Source organism: Aurantimonas sp. C2-5-R2 (assembly GCF_036549495.1).
Lineage (GTDB): Bacteria > Pseudomonadota > Alphaproteobacteria > Rhizobiales > Rhizobiaceae > Aurantimonas > Aurantimonas coralicida_A.
In genome coordinates, this window is the sequence record NZ_JAZHLJ010000012.1 from 12,762 (window position 1) to 28,356 (window position 15,595).

At 63.5% G+C, this 15,595-nt stretch carries 14 protein-coding genes; 6 read left to right on the top strand and 8 right to left on the bottom strand.

Annotated features, from left to right (window positions below; translation table 11 throughout):
* Positions 1–67: 67 nt before the first annotated feature.
* The 5 genes from VQ044_RS08015 to VQ044_RS08035 all read right to left on the bottom strand — a co-directional run bounded on the left by VQ044_RS08015 (position 68) and on the right by VQ044_RS08035 (position 5,268).
* Positions 68–685 carry a riboflavin synthase gene (locus VQ044_RS08015; protein ID WP_327646507.1) on the bottom strand — a complete coding sequence of 206 codons (618 nt, stop codon included), beginning with the start codon at positions 683–685 and terminating at the stop codon, positions 68–70.
* Positions 685–1,770 carry a bifunctional diaminohydroxyphosphoribosylaminopyrimidine deaminase/5-amino-6-(5-phosphoribosylamino)uracil reductase RibD gene (gene ribD / locus VQ044_RS08020; protein WP_327646505.1) on the bottom strand — a complete coding sequence of 362 codons (1,086 nt, stop codon included), beginning with the start codon at positions 1,768–1,770 and terminating at the stop codon, positions 685–687. Before ribD ends, VQ044_RS08015 begins: the two co-directional genes overlap by 1 nt.
* A gap of 91 nt (positions 1,771–1,861) precedes the next feature.
* Entirely contained in the window at positions 1,862–2,344 is a 483-nt protein-coding gene (gene nrdR, locus VQ044_RS08025; RefSeq protein WP_327646503.1) for a transcriptional regulator NrdR, read from the bottom strand.
* 89 nt (positions 2,345–2,433) lie between these two features.
* Positions 2,434–3,750, bottom strand: a complete 1,317-nt coding sequence (gene glyA / locus VQ044_RS08030; RefSeq protein WP_327646501.1) for a serine hydroxymethyltransferase — start codon at positions 3,748–3,750, stop codon at positions 2,434–2,436.
* Between the two features lie 177 nt (positions 3,751–3,927).
* Entirely contained in the window at positions 3,928–5,268 is a 1,341-nt protein-coding gene (locus VQ044_RS08035) for a L,D-transpeptidase family protein (protein ID WP_442872883.1), read from the bottom strand.
* A 358-nt stretch (positions 5,269–5,626) separates the two neighbouring features.
* Between VQ044_RS08035 and VQ044_RS08040 the strand changes: the two genes are divergently transcribed.
* Entirely contained in the window at positions 5,627–6,289 is a 663-nt protein-coding gene (locus VQ044_RS08040; protein WP_327646500.1) for a peroxiredoxin, read from the top strand.
* 70 nt (positions 6,290–6,359) lie between these two features.
* Here the strand turns inward: VQ044_RS08040 and ldtR are convergent, their stop codons facing one another.
* Positions 6,360–6,869, bottom strand: coding sequence for a transcriptional regulator LdtR (gene ldtR, locus VQ044_RS08045; RefSeq protein ID WP_206455070.1), 510 nt, complete (start codon positions 6,867–6,869; stop codon positions 6,360–6,362).
* 158 nt (positions 6,870–7,027) lie between these two features.
* On the bottom strand, positions 7,028–7,450 hold the full coding sequence (locus tag VQ044_RS08050) for a DUF6163 family protein (RefSeq protein WP_327625559.1): 423 nt from the start codon (positions 7,448–7,450) through the stop codon (positions 7,028–7,030).
* Positions 7,451–7,730: 280 nt separating this feature from the next.
* Between VQ044_RS08050 and hemB the strand changes: the two genes are divergently transcribed.
* From hemB to VQ044_RS08075, 5 genes are all read left to right on the top strand, one after another.
* Positions 7,731–8,765 carry a porphobilinogen synthase gene (gene hemB, locus VQ044_RS08055; RefSeq protein ID WP_442872884.1) on the top strand — a complete coding sequence of 345 codons (1,035 nt, stop codon included), beginning with the start codon at positions 7,731–7,733 and terminating at the stop codon, positions 8,763–8,765.
* Positions 8,766–8,858: 93 nt separating this feature from the next.
* Positions 8,859–9,329 carry an RDD family protein gene (locus tag VQ044_RS08060; protein ID WP_327646497.1) on the top strand — a complete coding sequence of 157 codons (471 nt, stop codon included), beginning with the start codon at positions 8,859–8,861 and terminating at the stop codon, positions 9,327–9,329.
* Positions 9,330–9,504: 175 nt separating this feature from the next.
* Positions 9,505–11,331 (top strand): SLC13 family permease, encoded by a 1,827-nt coding sequence (locus VQ044_RS08065; protein ID WP_327625557.1) that lies wholly within the window; start codon positions 9,505–9,507, stop codon positions 11,329–11,331.
* 16 nt (positions 11,332–11,347) lie between these two features.
* Positions 11,348–12,097 carry an arginyltransferase gene (locus VQ044_RS08070; protein WP_327646494.1) on the top strand — a complete coding sequence of 250 codons (750 nt, stop codon included), beginning with the start codon at positions 11,348–11,350 and terminating at the stop codon, positions 12,095–12,097.
* A 131-nt stretch (positions 12,098–12,228) separates the two neighbouring features.
* A complete protein-coding gene (locus VQ044_RS08075) occupies positions 12,229–13,158 on the top strand; it encodes a DMT family transporter (protein ID WP_327646493.1) in 930 nt (309 codons plus the stop codon).
* A gap of 57 nt (positions 13,159–13,215) precedes the next feature.
* On the opposite strand, the gene parC is transcribed toward VQ044_RS08075, so the two are convergent.
* A complete protein-coding gene (parC, locus tag VQ044_RS08080; protein ID WP_327646492.1) occupies positions 13,216–15,468 on the bottom strand; it encodes a DNA topoisomerase IV subunit A in 2,253 nt (750 codons plus the stop codon).
* Positions 15,469–15,595 lie beyond the last annotated feature (127 nt).

Sequence of the window (15,595 nt, forward strand, 5' to 3'; positions counted from 1 at the left end):
GATCGCGTGGTTCCGTTGTGGTGACCGGTCGGCGCTTCTTAGAAATTCCCGGCAGCGAACCCCGCCGCTAGGATGCGGTCGAGTTAGCGCCGAACAGGCGCTCGGCATAGCGCGCAATCTGATCGACCTCAAGATTGATGCTGTCGCCCTGGCGGCGGTCACCCCAGGTCGTGACCTCCAACGAATGGCGTATGAGGAGAACGTCGAAGCGATCGTCGGCAACGGAATTGACCGTCAGCGACGTGCCGTCGAGACAAACCGATCCCTTTCTGGCGATGTATCGCTTCAGATCCTGGGGCGCGCGCAAGCGGAACCGGACCGCCTCGCCCTCCTCCTCGACGGCGAAAATCTCCGCCAGACCATCGATGTGTCCGGAGACCAGATGGCCCCCGATTTCATCGCCGATCCTCAGCGAGCGCTCCAGATTGATGGCCGTGCCCTCTGCCCACCGCCCGGCGGTGGTCAGGCGCAACGCCTCCTCCCAAGCCTCGACTTCAAACCAGCCGTCATTCGCGGTCTCGCCGGACAGAGCCGTCACGGTAAGACAAACTCCCGAACATGCGATCGAGGCGCCTATGGCGATCGATGCGGTATCGTAAGCGGTCGCAATTCGGAAGCGGCGGCCCGAATCAAGTCGTTCGACGTGGTCGATCCGGCCTATATCCGTGACAATTCCGGTGAACATCAGGCTTCCCTCCGGGCGAACTCGAACGCGTGGTCGGCGCCGAAGCGATACTCCCGGACCAGGCGAAAACGCCGCCGCGCGGCCGCGACATCGATCGGGCTCGCGATACCGTCTTCGCCGATGACGACCTCGCCCCGCAAAAGCACAAACCGATCGACGACGTCCTCGTAGAGGAAAGCTGCAGCGGTCTCCGCTCCACCCTCGACCAGAACGCTCGACATGCCCCTGGCAGCGAGATCCTCGAGAAGTTCGGGGAGTGCGATCCGGCCGGTGTGCGGATCGGCTTCACAGGCGACGAAACCGACGCCGGCCGCAGCCAGCGCCGCGCGCTTATTCGGGTCCGCATCGGCGAAGCTGGCGATCTGCGTCGGCGTTTCCCTCGCGGTCCGCACGACGGACATCTCAGCTGTCGTGCGCAATCGCGGATCGAGCACGATTCGGGTTGGCGAACGGTCGGCGAGCCCAGGCAACCGGCAATCGAGGCGCGGATCGTCATCGAGAACGGTCCCCGCCCCGACCAGGATGGCGTCGTGTCGTGTACGTGCCAAATGGGTCTGGGCATTGGCGGTCGGACCGGTGATCTTGACCTGTCCCTGCCCTTTCAATCCAAGTTTTCCGTCCGCCGAGAGCGCCAGCTTCAGAGTCACTTCCGGGCGTTTCCTGCGATGCCGGTTGAGATATCCGGAGATCGTCTCCGCCGCTTCGTCCGCCATCAGCCGGCTTGTGACGGCCAGGCCGGCGGCCGCGAGAATTGCGTGCCCCTTGCCGTCGACCCGCGAATCGGGATCGGCCACGGCCGAGACCACCCGTGCGATGCCCGCCGCGATCAAAGCTTCCGCGCAAGGCGGTGTCCGCCCATGATGGGCGCAGGGCTCGAGCGTGACATAGGCGGTCGCTCCCTTAGCCAGTGCTCCTGCTTCGGCCAGCGCCACCGGCTCGGCATGCGGCCGTCCACCGACCGCGGTGACACCGCGCCCGACAATTCGCGGGCCATCGCCGTCGTCGCGAACGATCAGGGTCGCGACGGAGGGATTGGTCGCGGTCCGCCCGACATTGCGCATCGCATAGCGAATGGCGGCGGCCATGAAGCGGTGATCCGCGGCAGTGGCCGCCCTCCCCGCCGACAGCTCGATTGGCGCTGCCGCAGTCATCGGCCGAGCCTGATCCGATCGACGGTCATTGGGGCTCCCCGGCTTTACCCGCCGGATCCGCACGGGCCAATTCGCCGATCAACGACTGGAAATCCTTGGCCTCGCGGAAATCACGGTAGACCGATGCGAAACGGACATAGGCGACGTCGTCGAGCTCCTTCAACGCTTCCATCACCATCTCTCCGATCGTATCGGACGGAATATCCTGCTCCCCGGACTGTTCGAGACGACGCACGATTCCCGAGATCAAGCGTTCGATTCGCTCCGGTTCGACGGGTCGCTTGCGCAACGCCACCTCGATCGATCGGGCCAGCTTGTCTCGATCGAACGGAACTTTCTTGCCCGACTTCTTCAGGACTTGAAGCTCGCGGAGCTGGATGCGTTCGAAGGTGGTGAAGCGACCGTTGCAATCGGGGCAGACGCGCCGGCGGCGGATCGCGCCGCCGTCTTCGGCCGGCCGCGAATCCTTGACCTGACTATCCTGCGAGCCGCAATAGGGGCAGCGCATGGGCCCTCGTTACTTGTAACGGCGTCCAGTCTCTGCCGCCGGACGCCCGATGAAATTCGATGGGTTCTGGATCCGCGGGCGCGCGAGCCTCAGAGGTTCGGGTAGATCGGAAAGCGATCGGTCAATGCGATGACCCTGTCCTTCACCGCCGCCTCGACCGCCGCGTTGCCCTCCTCGGAATTGGCGCTCGCCAAACCGTCCAGCACCTCGACGATCATCCGGCCAACCTCACGGAACTCCTGCGCGCCAAAGCCACGGCTGGTTGCCGCCGGCGTACCCAAACGAACGCCGGAGGTGATCGTCGGCTTCTGCGGATCGTTCGGGACGCCGTTCTTGTTGCAGGTGATGTTGGCCCGGCCCAGCGCCCGCTCGGAATCCTTGCCGGTTAGGTTCTTGGGGCGTAGGTCGACGAGCATCAAATGCGTGTCGGTTCCGCCGGAAACGATGTCGACACCGCCCTCGCGCAACGTCTCGGCAAGGGCCTTGGCGTTGTCCGCCACCGCCTTGATGTAGGACTTGTACTCCGGCGTCAGAGCCTCCCCGAAAGCCACCGCCTTGCCGGCGATCACATGCATCAGGGGGCCACCCTGCAGGCCAGGGAAGATCGCTGAATTGATTTTCTTGGCGATCGCCTCGTCATTGGTCACCACGATGCCGCCGCGCGGACCGCGCAGGGTCTTGTGGGTCGTGGAGGTGGCGACATGGGCATGCGGGAACGGGCTCGGGTGCTGGCCGCCGGCAACGAGGCCAGCGAAATGCGCCATGTCGACCCATAGATAGGCCCCCACCTTGTCGGCGATGGCGCGGAAGCGCGCGAAGTCGATGCGGCGGGAATAGGCCGAACCGCCGGCGACGATGACCGCCGGCTTGTGCTCGGTCGCGAGAGCCTCGACCTGTTCGTAATCGATCATGCCAGTGTCGAGATCTAGACCGTACTGGACGGCATTGAACCAGCGCCCCGACAGATTGGGCTTGGCGCCGTGGGTGAGGTGACCGCCCGCGTCCAGACTCATTCCGAGCAGCGTGTCGCCGGGCTTCGACAGCGCCAACAACACAGCCTGGTTGGCTTGGCTGCCGGAATTCGGCTGGACGTTCGCGTAGGCGCAACCGAACAGCTGCTTGGCGCGCTCGATCGCGAGATCCTCGACGATGTCGACGAATTCGCAGCCGCCATAATAGCGCCGCCCCGGATAACCCTCGGCGTATTTGTTGGTCAGGACCGAGCCCTGGGCCTCAAGAACCGCACGCGAGACGATGTTTTCCGACGCGATCAGCTCGATCTCGTGCTGCTGGCGAGAGAGTTCCTGGCGGACGGCGCCAGCCACATCCGGATCCCGTTCCGCCAGTGTCGCGGTGAAGAAGTCCTCGAAATCAGACGGGGCAACGGCGCCGGAAACCTGGCTCATTCGTGTTCTCTCCTGATCGGCAAGGCGGGCGCGCGCCGCCTTTGAAATGTCCGGTCTGGCCATATCACAGCCGTTACGCCAGACCAATGCGCCAACAAACAACGCAAACGGGCCGGAGACTGTCGCCCCCGGCCCGAAAAATACGTCACTCATCTACGTCTGGAGCGTGGCTTGGGGTCAGTAGCCGTCCTCGCCCCGGGCGTAGGGGTTCTGCTCGTTGGCGGCGTAGGCAGTCGCATTGACATCAGTCATCGCGAGCTGCTGCGCCCCGTCCCGCTGATAGATGTCGTCGCGGAACTGCACCACAGACGGATCGGTCGCCCAGGCGGTGAAATAGCTGAAATAGACCGGGATGGTCGTGGTCAGGTTGATATCCTCGCGCTGGCGCGATGCGATCACCTGTTCGATGCGCTGGCGATCCCAGCCCGGCACGTCGCGGGCGATCCAGACGATCAGATCGCGGACGTTCTGCACCCGCACGCAACCAGAGGATTCGAAGCGCAGCAGTTCGGAAAACAGGCTCTGTTGCGGCGTGTCGTGCATGTAGACAGCGTGCGGGTTCGGGAAGTTGATCTTCACCGAGGCCATCGCGTTGATCTTGCCGGGATCCTGACGGAGCAGATATTTCACCGCCTCGTCGGTATTCCAGTCGATCGACTGGGGCGGAATCTCGTTGCCGCTGCCATCGAAGATCCGGATGCTGTTGCGCTCCAGATAGGTCGGATCCTTCTGCATCAGCGGAATGATGTCCCGGCGAACGATCGATGCCGGCGCGTGCCAATACGGGTTGAGGTTCAAATTGGTGATCTTGGAATTCAGGATCGGGGTCTGACGATCGACTTTGCCGACGATGGCGGTATGGCGCTGGACCACCTGGCCGTTCTCGACCGCCTCGATCGAAGCAGCCGGAATGTTGACCATGACGAAGCGGCCGGCAAGCTCGCCAAGCTTTGACTCGATCCGCGTTATGTTCGTCTGCAACTGACCGAGACGCAGGTCGGCCGGGACGTTCATCGCCTTGTAGGTATAGGTCGAGGCGACCCCGTCGGCTGGCAGTCCGTGGCGCGCCTGGAAGCGCTTCACCGCCGCGTCGACATAGGTGTCGAAGGCCTGCGACGCACCTGCGCTGGCCGGCAGATCGCCGGAGATCGCAAGACGCTGGCGAAGCGCCACGACGGCGGGCGACTGGACACCGAGACGCATTGGCTGACTATCGGGTACCATCGGCCATCCGCCCATCTGGACGATTTGCTGGTAATTGGCGATAGCGGCCTGCATCGACGCGACGGTGTTGGACGACAGCGTGGGTGAATTGGATGCGACCTCGCGGACATTGGTGCCGCGCGTATCGAATTGATCGTCCCAATTGCCACGGCTTGGCGCCTGGAGGAGATCGCTCAGGGCATTCTGGGCCAGAACCGTACCCGGCATCAACGCTGCGCTGGCCGCGGCCGTGCCGAGAACGAAGTTCCGGCGCGTCAGGCGTTTTCCGTGAAGCCGATCGGTTGCGTTGGCCATGAGTTCCCCTCGTCAATCTGTTGGTTGCTCGCCGCGACCCGGTCACCCTTGTGAAGGGTGACTTGCAGGTCGCCAAGCGCTGGCGCAGGGCGCCGCTCCCCTGCGTCATGTCGGGTAAGACATCGCAATATGGCCAAAGCGTGAAGCGCGGGCGATCACGCGGCGGATAGGTACAATCTCCGACGGCGCAAGCTCCGCTATTCAGTCTGAGTGTGCTATTCTGACCGCAACTCTGAGCCCTCGGGCTCATCAGGAAAATGCCGGCTGGCGTTACGAATGTCAGGGACGTCAGGCCACGGAGCACGGCTGGGCGCCGTTACCTTTGTTGCCGCTGGCACATCGATCCATGGAGGACGTCATGTCGCTGATGATCAACGAGACCGCCCCTGACTTCGAGGCCGACACCACCGAGGGACCCATCAGGTTCCACGAATGGATCGGCGATTCCTGGTGCGTGCTGTTCTCGCATCCGAAAAACTTCACGCCCGTCTGCACCACCGAGCTTGGCTATATGGCGAGGATCAAGGGCGAATTCGATAAGCGCGACGTAAAGGTTATCGGCCTGAGCGTGGATCCCGTCGCCGAGCATGCCAAGTGGTCGGAGGACATCAAGGAGACGCAGGGCGTCGCACCCAATTATCCGATGATCGGCGATCCCAATCTAGCGGTCGCCAAGCTTTACGGAATGCTTCCGGCGAGCCTCACCGGGACGTCCGAAGGGCGCACGCCGGCGGACAACCAGACTGTGCGTAACGTCTTCGTCATCGGGCCGGACAAGAAGATCAAGCTGATCCTGGTCTATCCGATGAGCACGGGACGCAATTTCGACGAGGTGTTGCGGGTGATCGACTCGCTCCAATTGACCGCCGCGCACCGTGTCGCCACCCCGGCCAACTGGAAGCCCGGCGAAGATGTCATTATCGCCGGCTCAGTCTCGAACGAAGAGGCCGAGAAGATCTATCCGCAGGGCTGGAAGGCGCCCAAGCCCTACATGCGCATCGTGCCGCAGCCAAGGAGCTGAGCACCGTGTCAGCCGTCCCGCGACGGCGCCAATGCACCGTCTGCGATGGTCGAGCCACGTGCCGTCGGGATCAGAGGCGGTAGAGGATCTGATCGTTCCAGAAGCGATCGAGCCGTTGCAGCGACCGGTTCATCTTCTGGAATTCCTGCTCGTCGAGTCCGCCGACCTTGTCGATGGAGCCGATGTGGCGATCATAGAGTTCCGCGACGATCGCTGCGACGGCCATACCCGCTTCGGTGAGCGAAACGCGGACGGCGCGGCGGTCCACCCGCGACTTCTGATGATTGATGAAGCCGAGGTCGACCAGCTTCTTGAGATTGTAGGAGACGTTGGAGCCCAGATAGAAGCCCCGGCTGCGCAATTCTCCAGCGGTCAACGTGGAGTCGCCGATATTGAAGAGCAGCAACGCCTGCACGGCATTGATGTCGGTGCGGCCGTTGCGATCGAACTCGTCCTTGATGACATCCAGCAGCCGCCGATGCAGCCGCTCGACGAGTTGCAACGTCTCGAGATAAAGCGACTTCAGTTCGTTCTTCGCCGAGGGCTGCGTGGCGATTTCGCTCTTGATCTGCGCGTTCATAGTATTGCTCCGCTGTTGTCTTGATGGATGTTCTTTTCGACCCCATCTTGAGACCCAACTTACGCGACGCATCTAAAATTCGACTTAAACCGCAGGCTTAATGCAAGCTTACGATTGCCCGAACAATTTTTTTGCTTAACAAGACGTCTCTCGGCGGCTCAGTAGCCGCGGGCCAGCCGCCCCTCGCGCCACGCCATGAGACGCAGAACTCCCAGCAGGGACAGACCGGATGCATGAAATCCGAGCCGCAGTAGCTCGGAGCCGAAGAGCTCGGGAAAGCCGAGATACATCACTGCTTCGACGATCGCGATCAGGACCCAGACGACCGAACCCCAGCCGACCGTCATCCACAGCCCGATACCGGCGACCGGATAAAGCACCGCCAATGTCGGGGCCGCCATCTTCCACCAGATCGGCATCAGGTCGAAGCGCGCGAGGGGGCCCGCTTCAATGCCGACGAGCCGAATCCAGTAGCCGACACCTGCGACGAACATGACAACCGCCGACAAGCGGCAGAGCCAGGTCGTCAAGCTGCGATTCAGGCTCCTGGCCTTGTGTTGCGGCGCAAGTTCGATCGTCACATCTTGCCTTTCCCGGCCTGCTGGCCTGCGAACGCAACGCCGCCGCGATCGCCCTGGGAGAGCGGTCGACGATCGAAACCGATGACCAGGATTTTGCGGCATGCCTGTTCGTGGCCGGACCCTATGGTCGCTCGGGTGACCCCGTCAATCTTGAACTCCCGCCCCTGACGGCATAGGCAAATCCAAGTTGGCGCCTCGTGGGTCCTTATCCGCAGCACCAGGTGAGATACCGGCGCGTCCGATCGCGCGAGATCAAGTACGAACAAAGGACGGGCGTTCCATGAGTCAGCCAAGCGGTTCCCTTTCTTCGATAAGTGAACGTATCGACACCGTGACCGGCGGCATGAGAATGCGGCGGCTGCGGCAGGCGGATTGGTCCCGGCGCCTGGTTCGGGAAACCGCTATCGGAGTCGATGACCTGATTTGGCCGATTTTCGTGCGCAACGGGGACGGCGAGCCGCAAGCCGTGCCCTCGATGCCGGGCGTGTTCCGCTTCTCGGTGGAAGACTGCGTCGATGCCGCGCGCAAGGCCCGCGATCTCGGCATCCCGGTCGTCGCGCTGTTTCCTTATACCGACGCCTCGAAGCGCGACGAAAGCGGTTCGGAGGCGCTCAACCACGCCAATCTGGTCTGCACCGCAAGCCGAGCGATCAAGTCCGCCGTGCCCGAAGTTGGCATTCTTTGCGATGTCGCCCTCGATCCCTATACGAGTCACGGCCATGATGGTCTGCTCGAGGGCGAACGCATCCTCAACGACGAGACGGTGGACATGCTCTGTCGCCAGGCGGTCGTACAGGCGGAGGCCGGCTGCGACATCATTGGCCCCTCGGACATGATGGATGGCCGCGTCGCCTGCATCCGCGCGGCACTCGACGCGGCCGGCCATCGCGACACGCTGATCATGTCCTACGCGGCGAAATACGCCTCAGCCTTCTATGGGCCGTTTCGCGACGCGGTGGGTTCGGGTTCGATGCTCAAGGGCGACAAGCGAACCTATCAGATGGATTGCGGCAATTCCGACGAGGCGATTCGGGAGGCGGCGCAGGACATTGCCGAAGGCGCCGACATGATCATGGTCAAGCCGGGCATGCTCTATCTCGACATCGTCGCCCGGCTGGCGGGCGAACTCGGTGTGCCGACCTTCGCCTACCAGACGTCGGGCGAATACGCGATGATCGTGGCGGCGGCGCAGAATGGCTGGCTCGACGGCGACCGGGCGATGATGGAGAGCCTTGCCGCCTTCAAGCGGGCGGGCGCCGCCGGCGTGCTCAGCTATTTCTCGCCGAAGGTCGCCGACATGCTGCGCCGTCGCTGAGCCGTCCTTTGGGAAGGTGTCGGCACGTTGCGCCAACGCGTCACAGTCCCCATTTCAGCCTCACGCAACCAGGATGACAGAGGGCCAGCCGTGATGGACCGAACCGCAAACCCGTCGAACGATTTTTCGACCACTGATCTGGATCTGCCTCGCCTCTATGAAGGCGTGCGGACGCGACGAATTGCTTCGTTCGTCATCGACTATGCGCTGGTGCTTTTCCTGTCGGTTCCAGCCGCGATTTTGATCTTCCTGCTCGGCATCGTCACGCTGGGAATCGCCTGGGGCCTCTATGCGGTGCTGCTGCCGGTGATCGCCATCGTCTATATCGGCTTCACCATGGGCGGACACCGGCAGGCGACACCGGGCATGCGTTTTGCCGGCGTCCATGTCGCGCGCCTCGACGGCGAACGTGTCGATCCTGCTGTCGCCGTTCTTCACGGCGTCCTGTTCTGGGCCTCGGCCTCGATCCTGACCCCGCTCGTTCTGCTGGTTAGCCTGTTCACCGCCCGCAAGCAGCTGCTGCACGATCTTCTGCTGGGTACGGTCGTCGTTCGCGATCGCTGATCCCGCACTCGTAGCGGCTACCCCGGCGGCAATGTCCGGCAGGCAGCGCCAGCACGGGTGGCGGCCTGAATTCGCGTCCGGTGATCGTCGCCCAACGATGAGCGGGATAGACGCAGGTTGCCAACAAGGGGGCGGAGAACGATAAGGTTCCGCGGTCAACGGAACGCGGCGCCACATGGATTCGATACACGTCTGGGCCACCTATCTCCTCATTCTGGCGAGCGTGATCGGCTATGCTTGGGAGCGATGGCCGATCGAAGCCGTCGCAGCGGCCTCGCTCAGCGCCTTCCTGCTTCTCTTTGCGGTCGCGCCATACCGGGATGCCGCGGGCTTTGCGGTCACGAGCGGCGACCTGCTTTCGGGATTTTCCAATCCGGCGTTGATCACGGTGTTGGCGCTGCTGATTGTCGGACAAGGGCTTTTCGCCACCGACGCGATGGCGCGACCGACGCAGTGGCTGACCCGAATTGGGGGTACCGTCGGCGGGCGCGCCACCGCGGTGGTGCTGCTCAGCGCGGCCTTGCTGTCCGCATTCCTCAACAACACCCCCGTCGTCGTCATCTTCATCCCGATCCTGACGATGCTTGCGACCCAGCGTGGTATCCCGCCGGCCCATGTCTTCATGCCGTTGTCCTTCCTGTCGATTCTCGGCGGTATGACGACGCTGATCGGTTCGTCCACCAATCTGCTGGTCGCAGGCGTTGCCGCCCGTTCCGGCATCGAGATCGGCTTCTTCGACATCACCGTGCCGGGGCTTGCGATCGCGGTCGTCGGCGGAATTTACGTGATCGGGTTCATGCCGCGCATTCTCACGCCGCGCCAGGGATCGGAAGGCCGCGTGGCGGATTCGGGCGGCAAGCAGTTCCTCGGCGAAATCGATATTACCGAAGGCCACGCCTTCGAGTGGCTCACGGCGAGAGCGGGCCTCTTCCCCGGTCTCGGCGATCTGATGCCGCGCATGATCCTGCGCGGCGAACGAACGATCCTGCCACCCTTCGACGACATCACGCTGGCGGTCGGCGACCGCCTGATCGTGACGGCGACCCGGCGCGCTTTTTCCAAGGCGCTGTCCACAGGCAATCTGACGGTCAAGGCGCTGGATCCCTCGGCGGAAACCCTGGGCGACCAGACCAACAAGATCGGCCCCGACATGGTGATGGCCGAGGCCGTGGTCGCACCGGGCTCGCGCTATGCCGGCCGCACGATGCAATATTCGGGTCTGCGCACCCAGTTCGGCATCACGCTCTTCGGCTTGCAGCGCAAGAGCCGTATGGCGCGCTCCGCGCTGTCGGAAATCAGGCTGGAGCCCGGCGACACCTTGCTGCTTTGCGGACAGGCAAGCGCGATCGCAAAGTTGAAGGGCAACCACGATCTGCTGCTGCTGGAATATTCCGCCCAGACGATTCCGCAAAGCGCCAAGGCGGGCCTTGCCGCCTCCATCTTCTTCGCCATCGTTCTCATGGCGGCGACCGGCGCCCTTCCCATTGAGGTGCTCGCCGTCGTCGGCGCCCTCCTGATGGTCGCCACCGGGTGCCTGACGGTCGGCGAAGCGGCGCGCGCGTTCGATCGATCTATATTCATGTTGATCGGCGCCTCGATCGCCGCTGCGGTGGCGCTCGAACGGACGGGCGGCGCCGCAATGATCGCAGAGACCGCCATGACGGCGCTGGCTGGCTTATCCACCGCGGCGATCCTGTCCGGACTGTTCCTGGTGATCGCGATCATGACGAATGTGCTATCAAACAACGCCACCGCCGTTCTATTCACGCCGATCGCGCTCGACCTGTCGCGGCGACTGGGAACCTCGCCGGAAGCGTTTCTCGCCTGCGTCATTTTCGCAGCCAACGCGTCCTTCGCAACGCCGATCGGCTATCAGACCAACTTGCTGATCATGGGGCCGGGGCGCTATCGCTTCATCGACTTCGCCAAAGCCGGTGTTCCCCTTGTGATCCTCGTGTGGTTAACATTCTCGATCGTGGCACCGTGGTATTATGGACTATGAGGGAGGCGCGACGGCAGTGACAGTTCATCATCCGCAAACGCCGCAGTTCTTCCTCACCTCGCCCTCCCCCTGCCCGTATCTCAGAGGTCAGGCCGAGCGGAAGGTCTTTACGCACCTCGTCGGCGAGCGCGCCCCGGGTCTACTCGATCTCCTGAGCCAGGGCGGGTTCCGGCGCAGCCAGAACATCGCCTACAGGCCGGCCTGCGAATCGTGTCGGGCCTGCATTTCCGTCCGCATACTGGTCGACGAGTTCAAGCCGAGCCGCTCGATGCGCCGGATCATGGCCCGCAATCAGGATCTGGTCGGCCGGATGGGTGTGCCGGCTCCATCAAGCGAACAGTACTCGCTGTTCCGCCGCTATCTCGAAGACCGGCATACCCATGGCGGGATGTCGGAGATGAGCGTTCTGGACTACGCCATGATGGTCGAGGACAGCCAGGTCGACACGCGTCTCATCCAATATCGCCTGCGGGGGCCGGATTCGTTCTTCAGCGACCGATCGGACGGCGACCTCGTCGGCGTCGCGCTGAGCGACGTGATGGGGGACGGAATGTCGATGGTCTACTCGTTCTTCGAGCCGGGGCAGAAAGCCCGAAGCCTGGGGACCTACATGATCCTCGACCATATCGAGCAGACCAGGAAGCTTGGCCTGCCCTATCTCTATCTTGGCTATTGGGTGAACGGCTCGTCGAAGATGGACTACAAGATCCGGTTTCAGCCGCAGGAGCACCTGATGCCCAAGGGCTGGGAGCGCTACGAGGGCTGAGCGACGCGTCGTTGCGCACGCTTTTCCGGCCGCGGTGTTTCACCGTAGCGTGCGATGATGCTAAGGCGAAGCATATCGGCAGTTTTCGCTGGCGCCGCTCACCTATCCCGATCTGTCCATAACGGAATTTTATGTCTGTCCCGCCGCAAGCGAGCGAGTCGTCGCCGTCGTCATCCTACGCGCAGGGACTCGCCCTTGTCGGTTTCGGCGGCTTCGTCCTCTCTTTCGACATTCCGCTCATTCGGCTGTCGGAGAGCGCCTTCTGGACCGTCCTGCTAGTACGCGGCGCCCTCACCTGTCTGGCGGCGGTGCTGATCTGGCGCATAGACCGCTCGCTGTTTCCGAGCAGCCGGAAGCTGATCGCCGGGCGCGCCGGGCTTATTGTCACGGGCATCTATTCCCTCGCGGCCGCGACCTTCGTCTTTTCGGTTTTCAACACCAGCGCCGGCAACGTCGTCTTCATCCTTGCCTTCAATCCGATGTTCTCGGCGCTGCTGTCCTGGCGGATGGTCGGCGAGCGGCCGTCGACAGCGACCCTCCTGGCCATCCCAGCAACGCTCTTCGGCGTTCTACTGATCATCGGAGCCGGCTTCGAGACCGGCAACTGGATGGGCGACTTGGCCGCGCTCGCCACCGCCTTCCTCATCGCCCTCGCCATCACCCTTGCCCGGCGCAGCCGAACCGACATGCGTTACGCCGCGGCGCTTGGCGCCTTCCTGCCGGCGCTGATCGCCGCTCCCTTCGTCGCCGTCGAGGGCATCCATTCCGAGGCGATTGGGTGGCTCGCCCTTAACGGCGCGGTGATCATTCCCATCGCGTTGATCTGCCTGGCGCTCGGGCCGATGTTCGTGCCGGCGCCCATCGTGTCGATGGCATATCTGGTGGAAACCGTGCTCGCGCCCGTCTGGGTCTGGATGGTGTTCAGCGAGCGGTCGACGGATCTGGCGCTTGTCGGCGGCATCGTCGTCGTCGGAACGCTCGTGGTGCACTCTCTCGTCGAGCTCGGTCGCGCGCGGCGCTCCCGGCGGCCGCGTATCGCGGTCGCATCCCGCCACGTGTGACGGGAGCAACAAGCGCTCACCCGGCCATCGATCGAGCCGACGCGATGCGCCGCGACCTCAGCCTTCGAACTTGTTGGTCTTCGGAAAGCCCTTCGGCACCAGGCGCCCGGCCTGCGCCCGGTCACCGCGCCATTCCAGGAGTTCGGCTTCGGAGCGGGTAAACATCCGGCCGGCGGAATCCGACCAGACCAGACCGCCCGCCATCCCGAAGACCTTGGCGTCCGAGACCCCACCATCCTTGTAACGCTGCAGGCGCACGCCCTTGCCGCGCGCCATCTGCGCCACCTGCGCCAGCGGGAAGACCAGCAGTTTTCGATTCTCACCAACGATCGCGACGTGGTCGCCCTCGTCGACCGTCGGCGCGAGCGCCAACGCGGTCTTGCCGGACAGATTCATCAGTTGCTTGCCCTTGCGCGTCGCCGACAGCATATCGGCCTCCGCAACGATGAAGCCATTGCCGTCCGACGAGACCAGCAGACGACGGCGGTCCGGATCGGACACGAAGGCGATAGCGATGTCCTGCTCGTCGTCGAAGTCGAAGGCGAGACGAATCGGCTCGCCCTGCCCGCGCCCGCCCGGCAGCTTGTCGGCGCCGAGCGTGAACGCCCGACCGCCCGTCGACAGAAATACCAACTTGTCGGTCGTCATGGCATGGAAGGCGAGCTTCAGGCCATCGCCTTCCTTGAAGGTCAATGTCGAGAAATCCGCGAGATGCCCGCGCATGCCGCGTAGGAAGCCCTTTTTGGACAGAACGACGGTCACCGGCTCCTTCTCGATCAGCGCGACGGCGATGTCGTCGAGAGCCCGGTTGGGCGCGTCGGCGAAGAGCGTGCGGCGGCGTCCGAGTTTGGTCTTCTTGGAATAGGTTTCGCGGACTTCGCGAATCTCGCCGGCAACCGACGACCATTGTTGATCGTCGGAGGCGAGTAGCGCTTCCTTTTCGGCTTTCTCTTCCGTGAGTCGGTCGAACTCGCGTCTGAGCTCGAATTCCTCCAGCTTGCGCAAGGAGCGAAGGCGCATGTTCAGGATCGCCTCGGCCTGCACGTCGGTCAATCCGAAGGTGCGGATCAGCACCGCCTTCGGCTCGTCCTCCTCGCGGATGATCCGGATCACCTCGTCAAGGTTGAGAAAGGCGATCAGATAGCCGGCCAGGACCTCCAGCCGCCGCTCGATCTGCCCGAGCCGATAACGCGCCCGGCGCACCAGCACCTCGCGCTGATGGGCGAGCCACTCGCTCAGCACGTCCTTGAGCGACATGACCTTCGGCACCTTGCCGCCGGACAGCACGTTCATGTTCAGCGAGATGCGCGATTCCAGATCGGTCAGCCGAAACAGCGATTCCATCAAGAGTTCCGGATCGACGGTCCGGCTCTTCGGCTCGATGACGACGCGCACGTCCTCGGCCGATTCGTCGCGGATGTCGGCGAGCAGCGGCAGTTTGCGTGCTTGCAGCAGTTCGGCGATCTTTTCGATCAGCCGCGACTTCTGCACTTGATACGGAATTTCGGTGACCACCACGACGTAAGCGCCGCGGCCCTGGTCCTCTGTCTCCCAGCGGGCCCGGACACGGAACGAGCCGCGGCCGCTGTCGTAGGCTTCACGGATCTGCGCATGGCTGTCGACGATGACGCCGCCGGTCGGGAAGTCCGGCCCCTGCACGAAGCGCAGCAACGCATCGATCGAGGCGTCTGGATTTTCGATCAGCTTGAGGGCGGCGTCGCAGAGTTCGGCGGCGTTGTGCGGCGGGATCGACGTCGCCATCCCGACCGCGATCCCGGACGAGCCGTTGGCCAGGAGATTGGGGAACGCGCCCGGCAGGACGATCGGCTCCTGATCCTCCTCGTTATAGGTCGCGCGAAAATCGACCGCGTCCTCGTCGAGGCCCCGCAGGAGCAGCGTCGCAACGTCGGTCATGCGTGCTTCGGTGTAGCGCATGGCCGCCGCGCTATCGCCGTCGACATTGCCGAAATTACCCTGACCGTCGATCAGCGGATAGCGGATGGCGAAGTCCTGGCTCAGCCGCACCAGCGCGTCATAGATCGACGCGTCGCCATGGGGATGGAACTTGCCCATGACGTCGCCGACGATGCGGGCGCATTTCTTGTAGCCTTGGCCTGGGTCGAGCCGCAGAACGCGCATGGCATGGACGATGCGCCGATGGACGGGCTTCAGGCCATCGCGCACATCGGGCAGTGCCCGCCCCATGATCGTCGACAGCGCATAGGCGAGGTAACGCTCCTCGAGTGCCGCCTTGAGATCGATCGCTTCGATGTTGCCGCCGCCCGACGGCGGCTCTACAGCCTTGCCCATGCGGCTGGTCTAGGCCAGGGCGGCGCCCGGAACAACTCCGGAACGTGGTTATTCAAGGATTTGTAGGCGCCTAGGCGAGCGCCGTTACTCTAATTCCGTCGCTCGCCGCCCCTCCCCTTATCGCGAC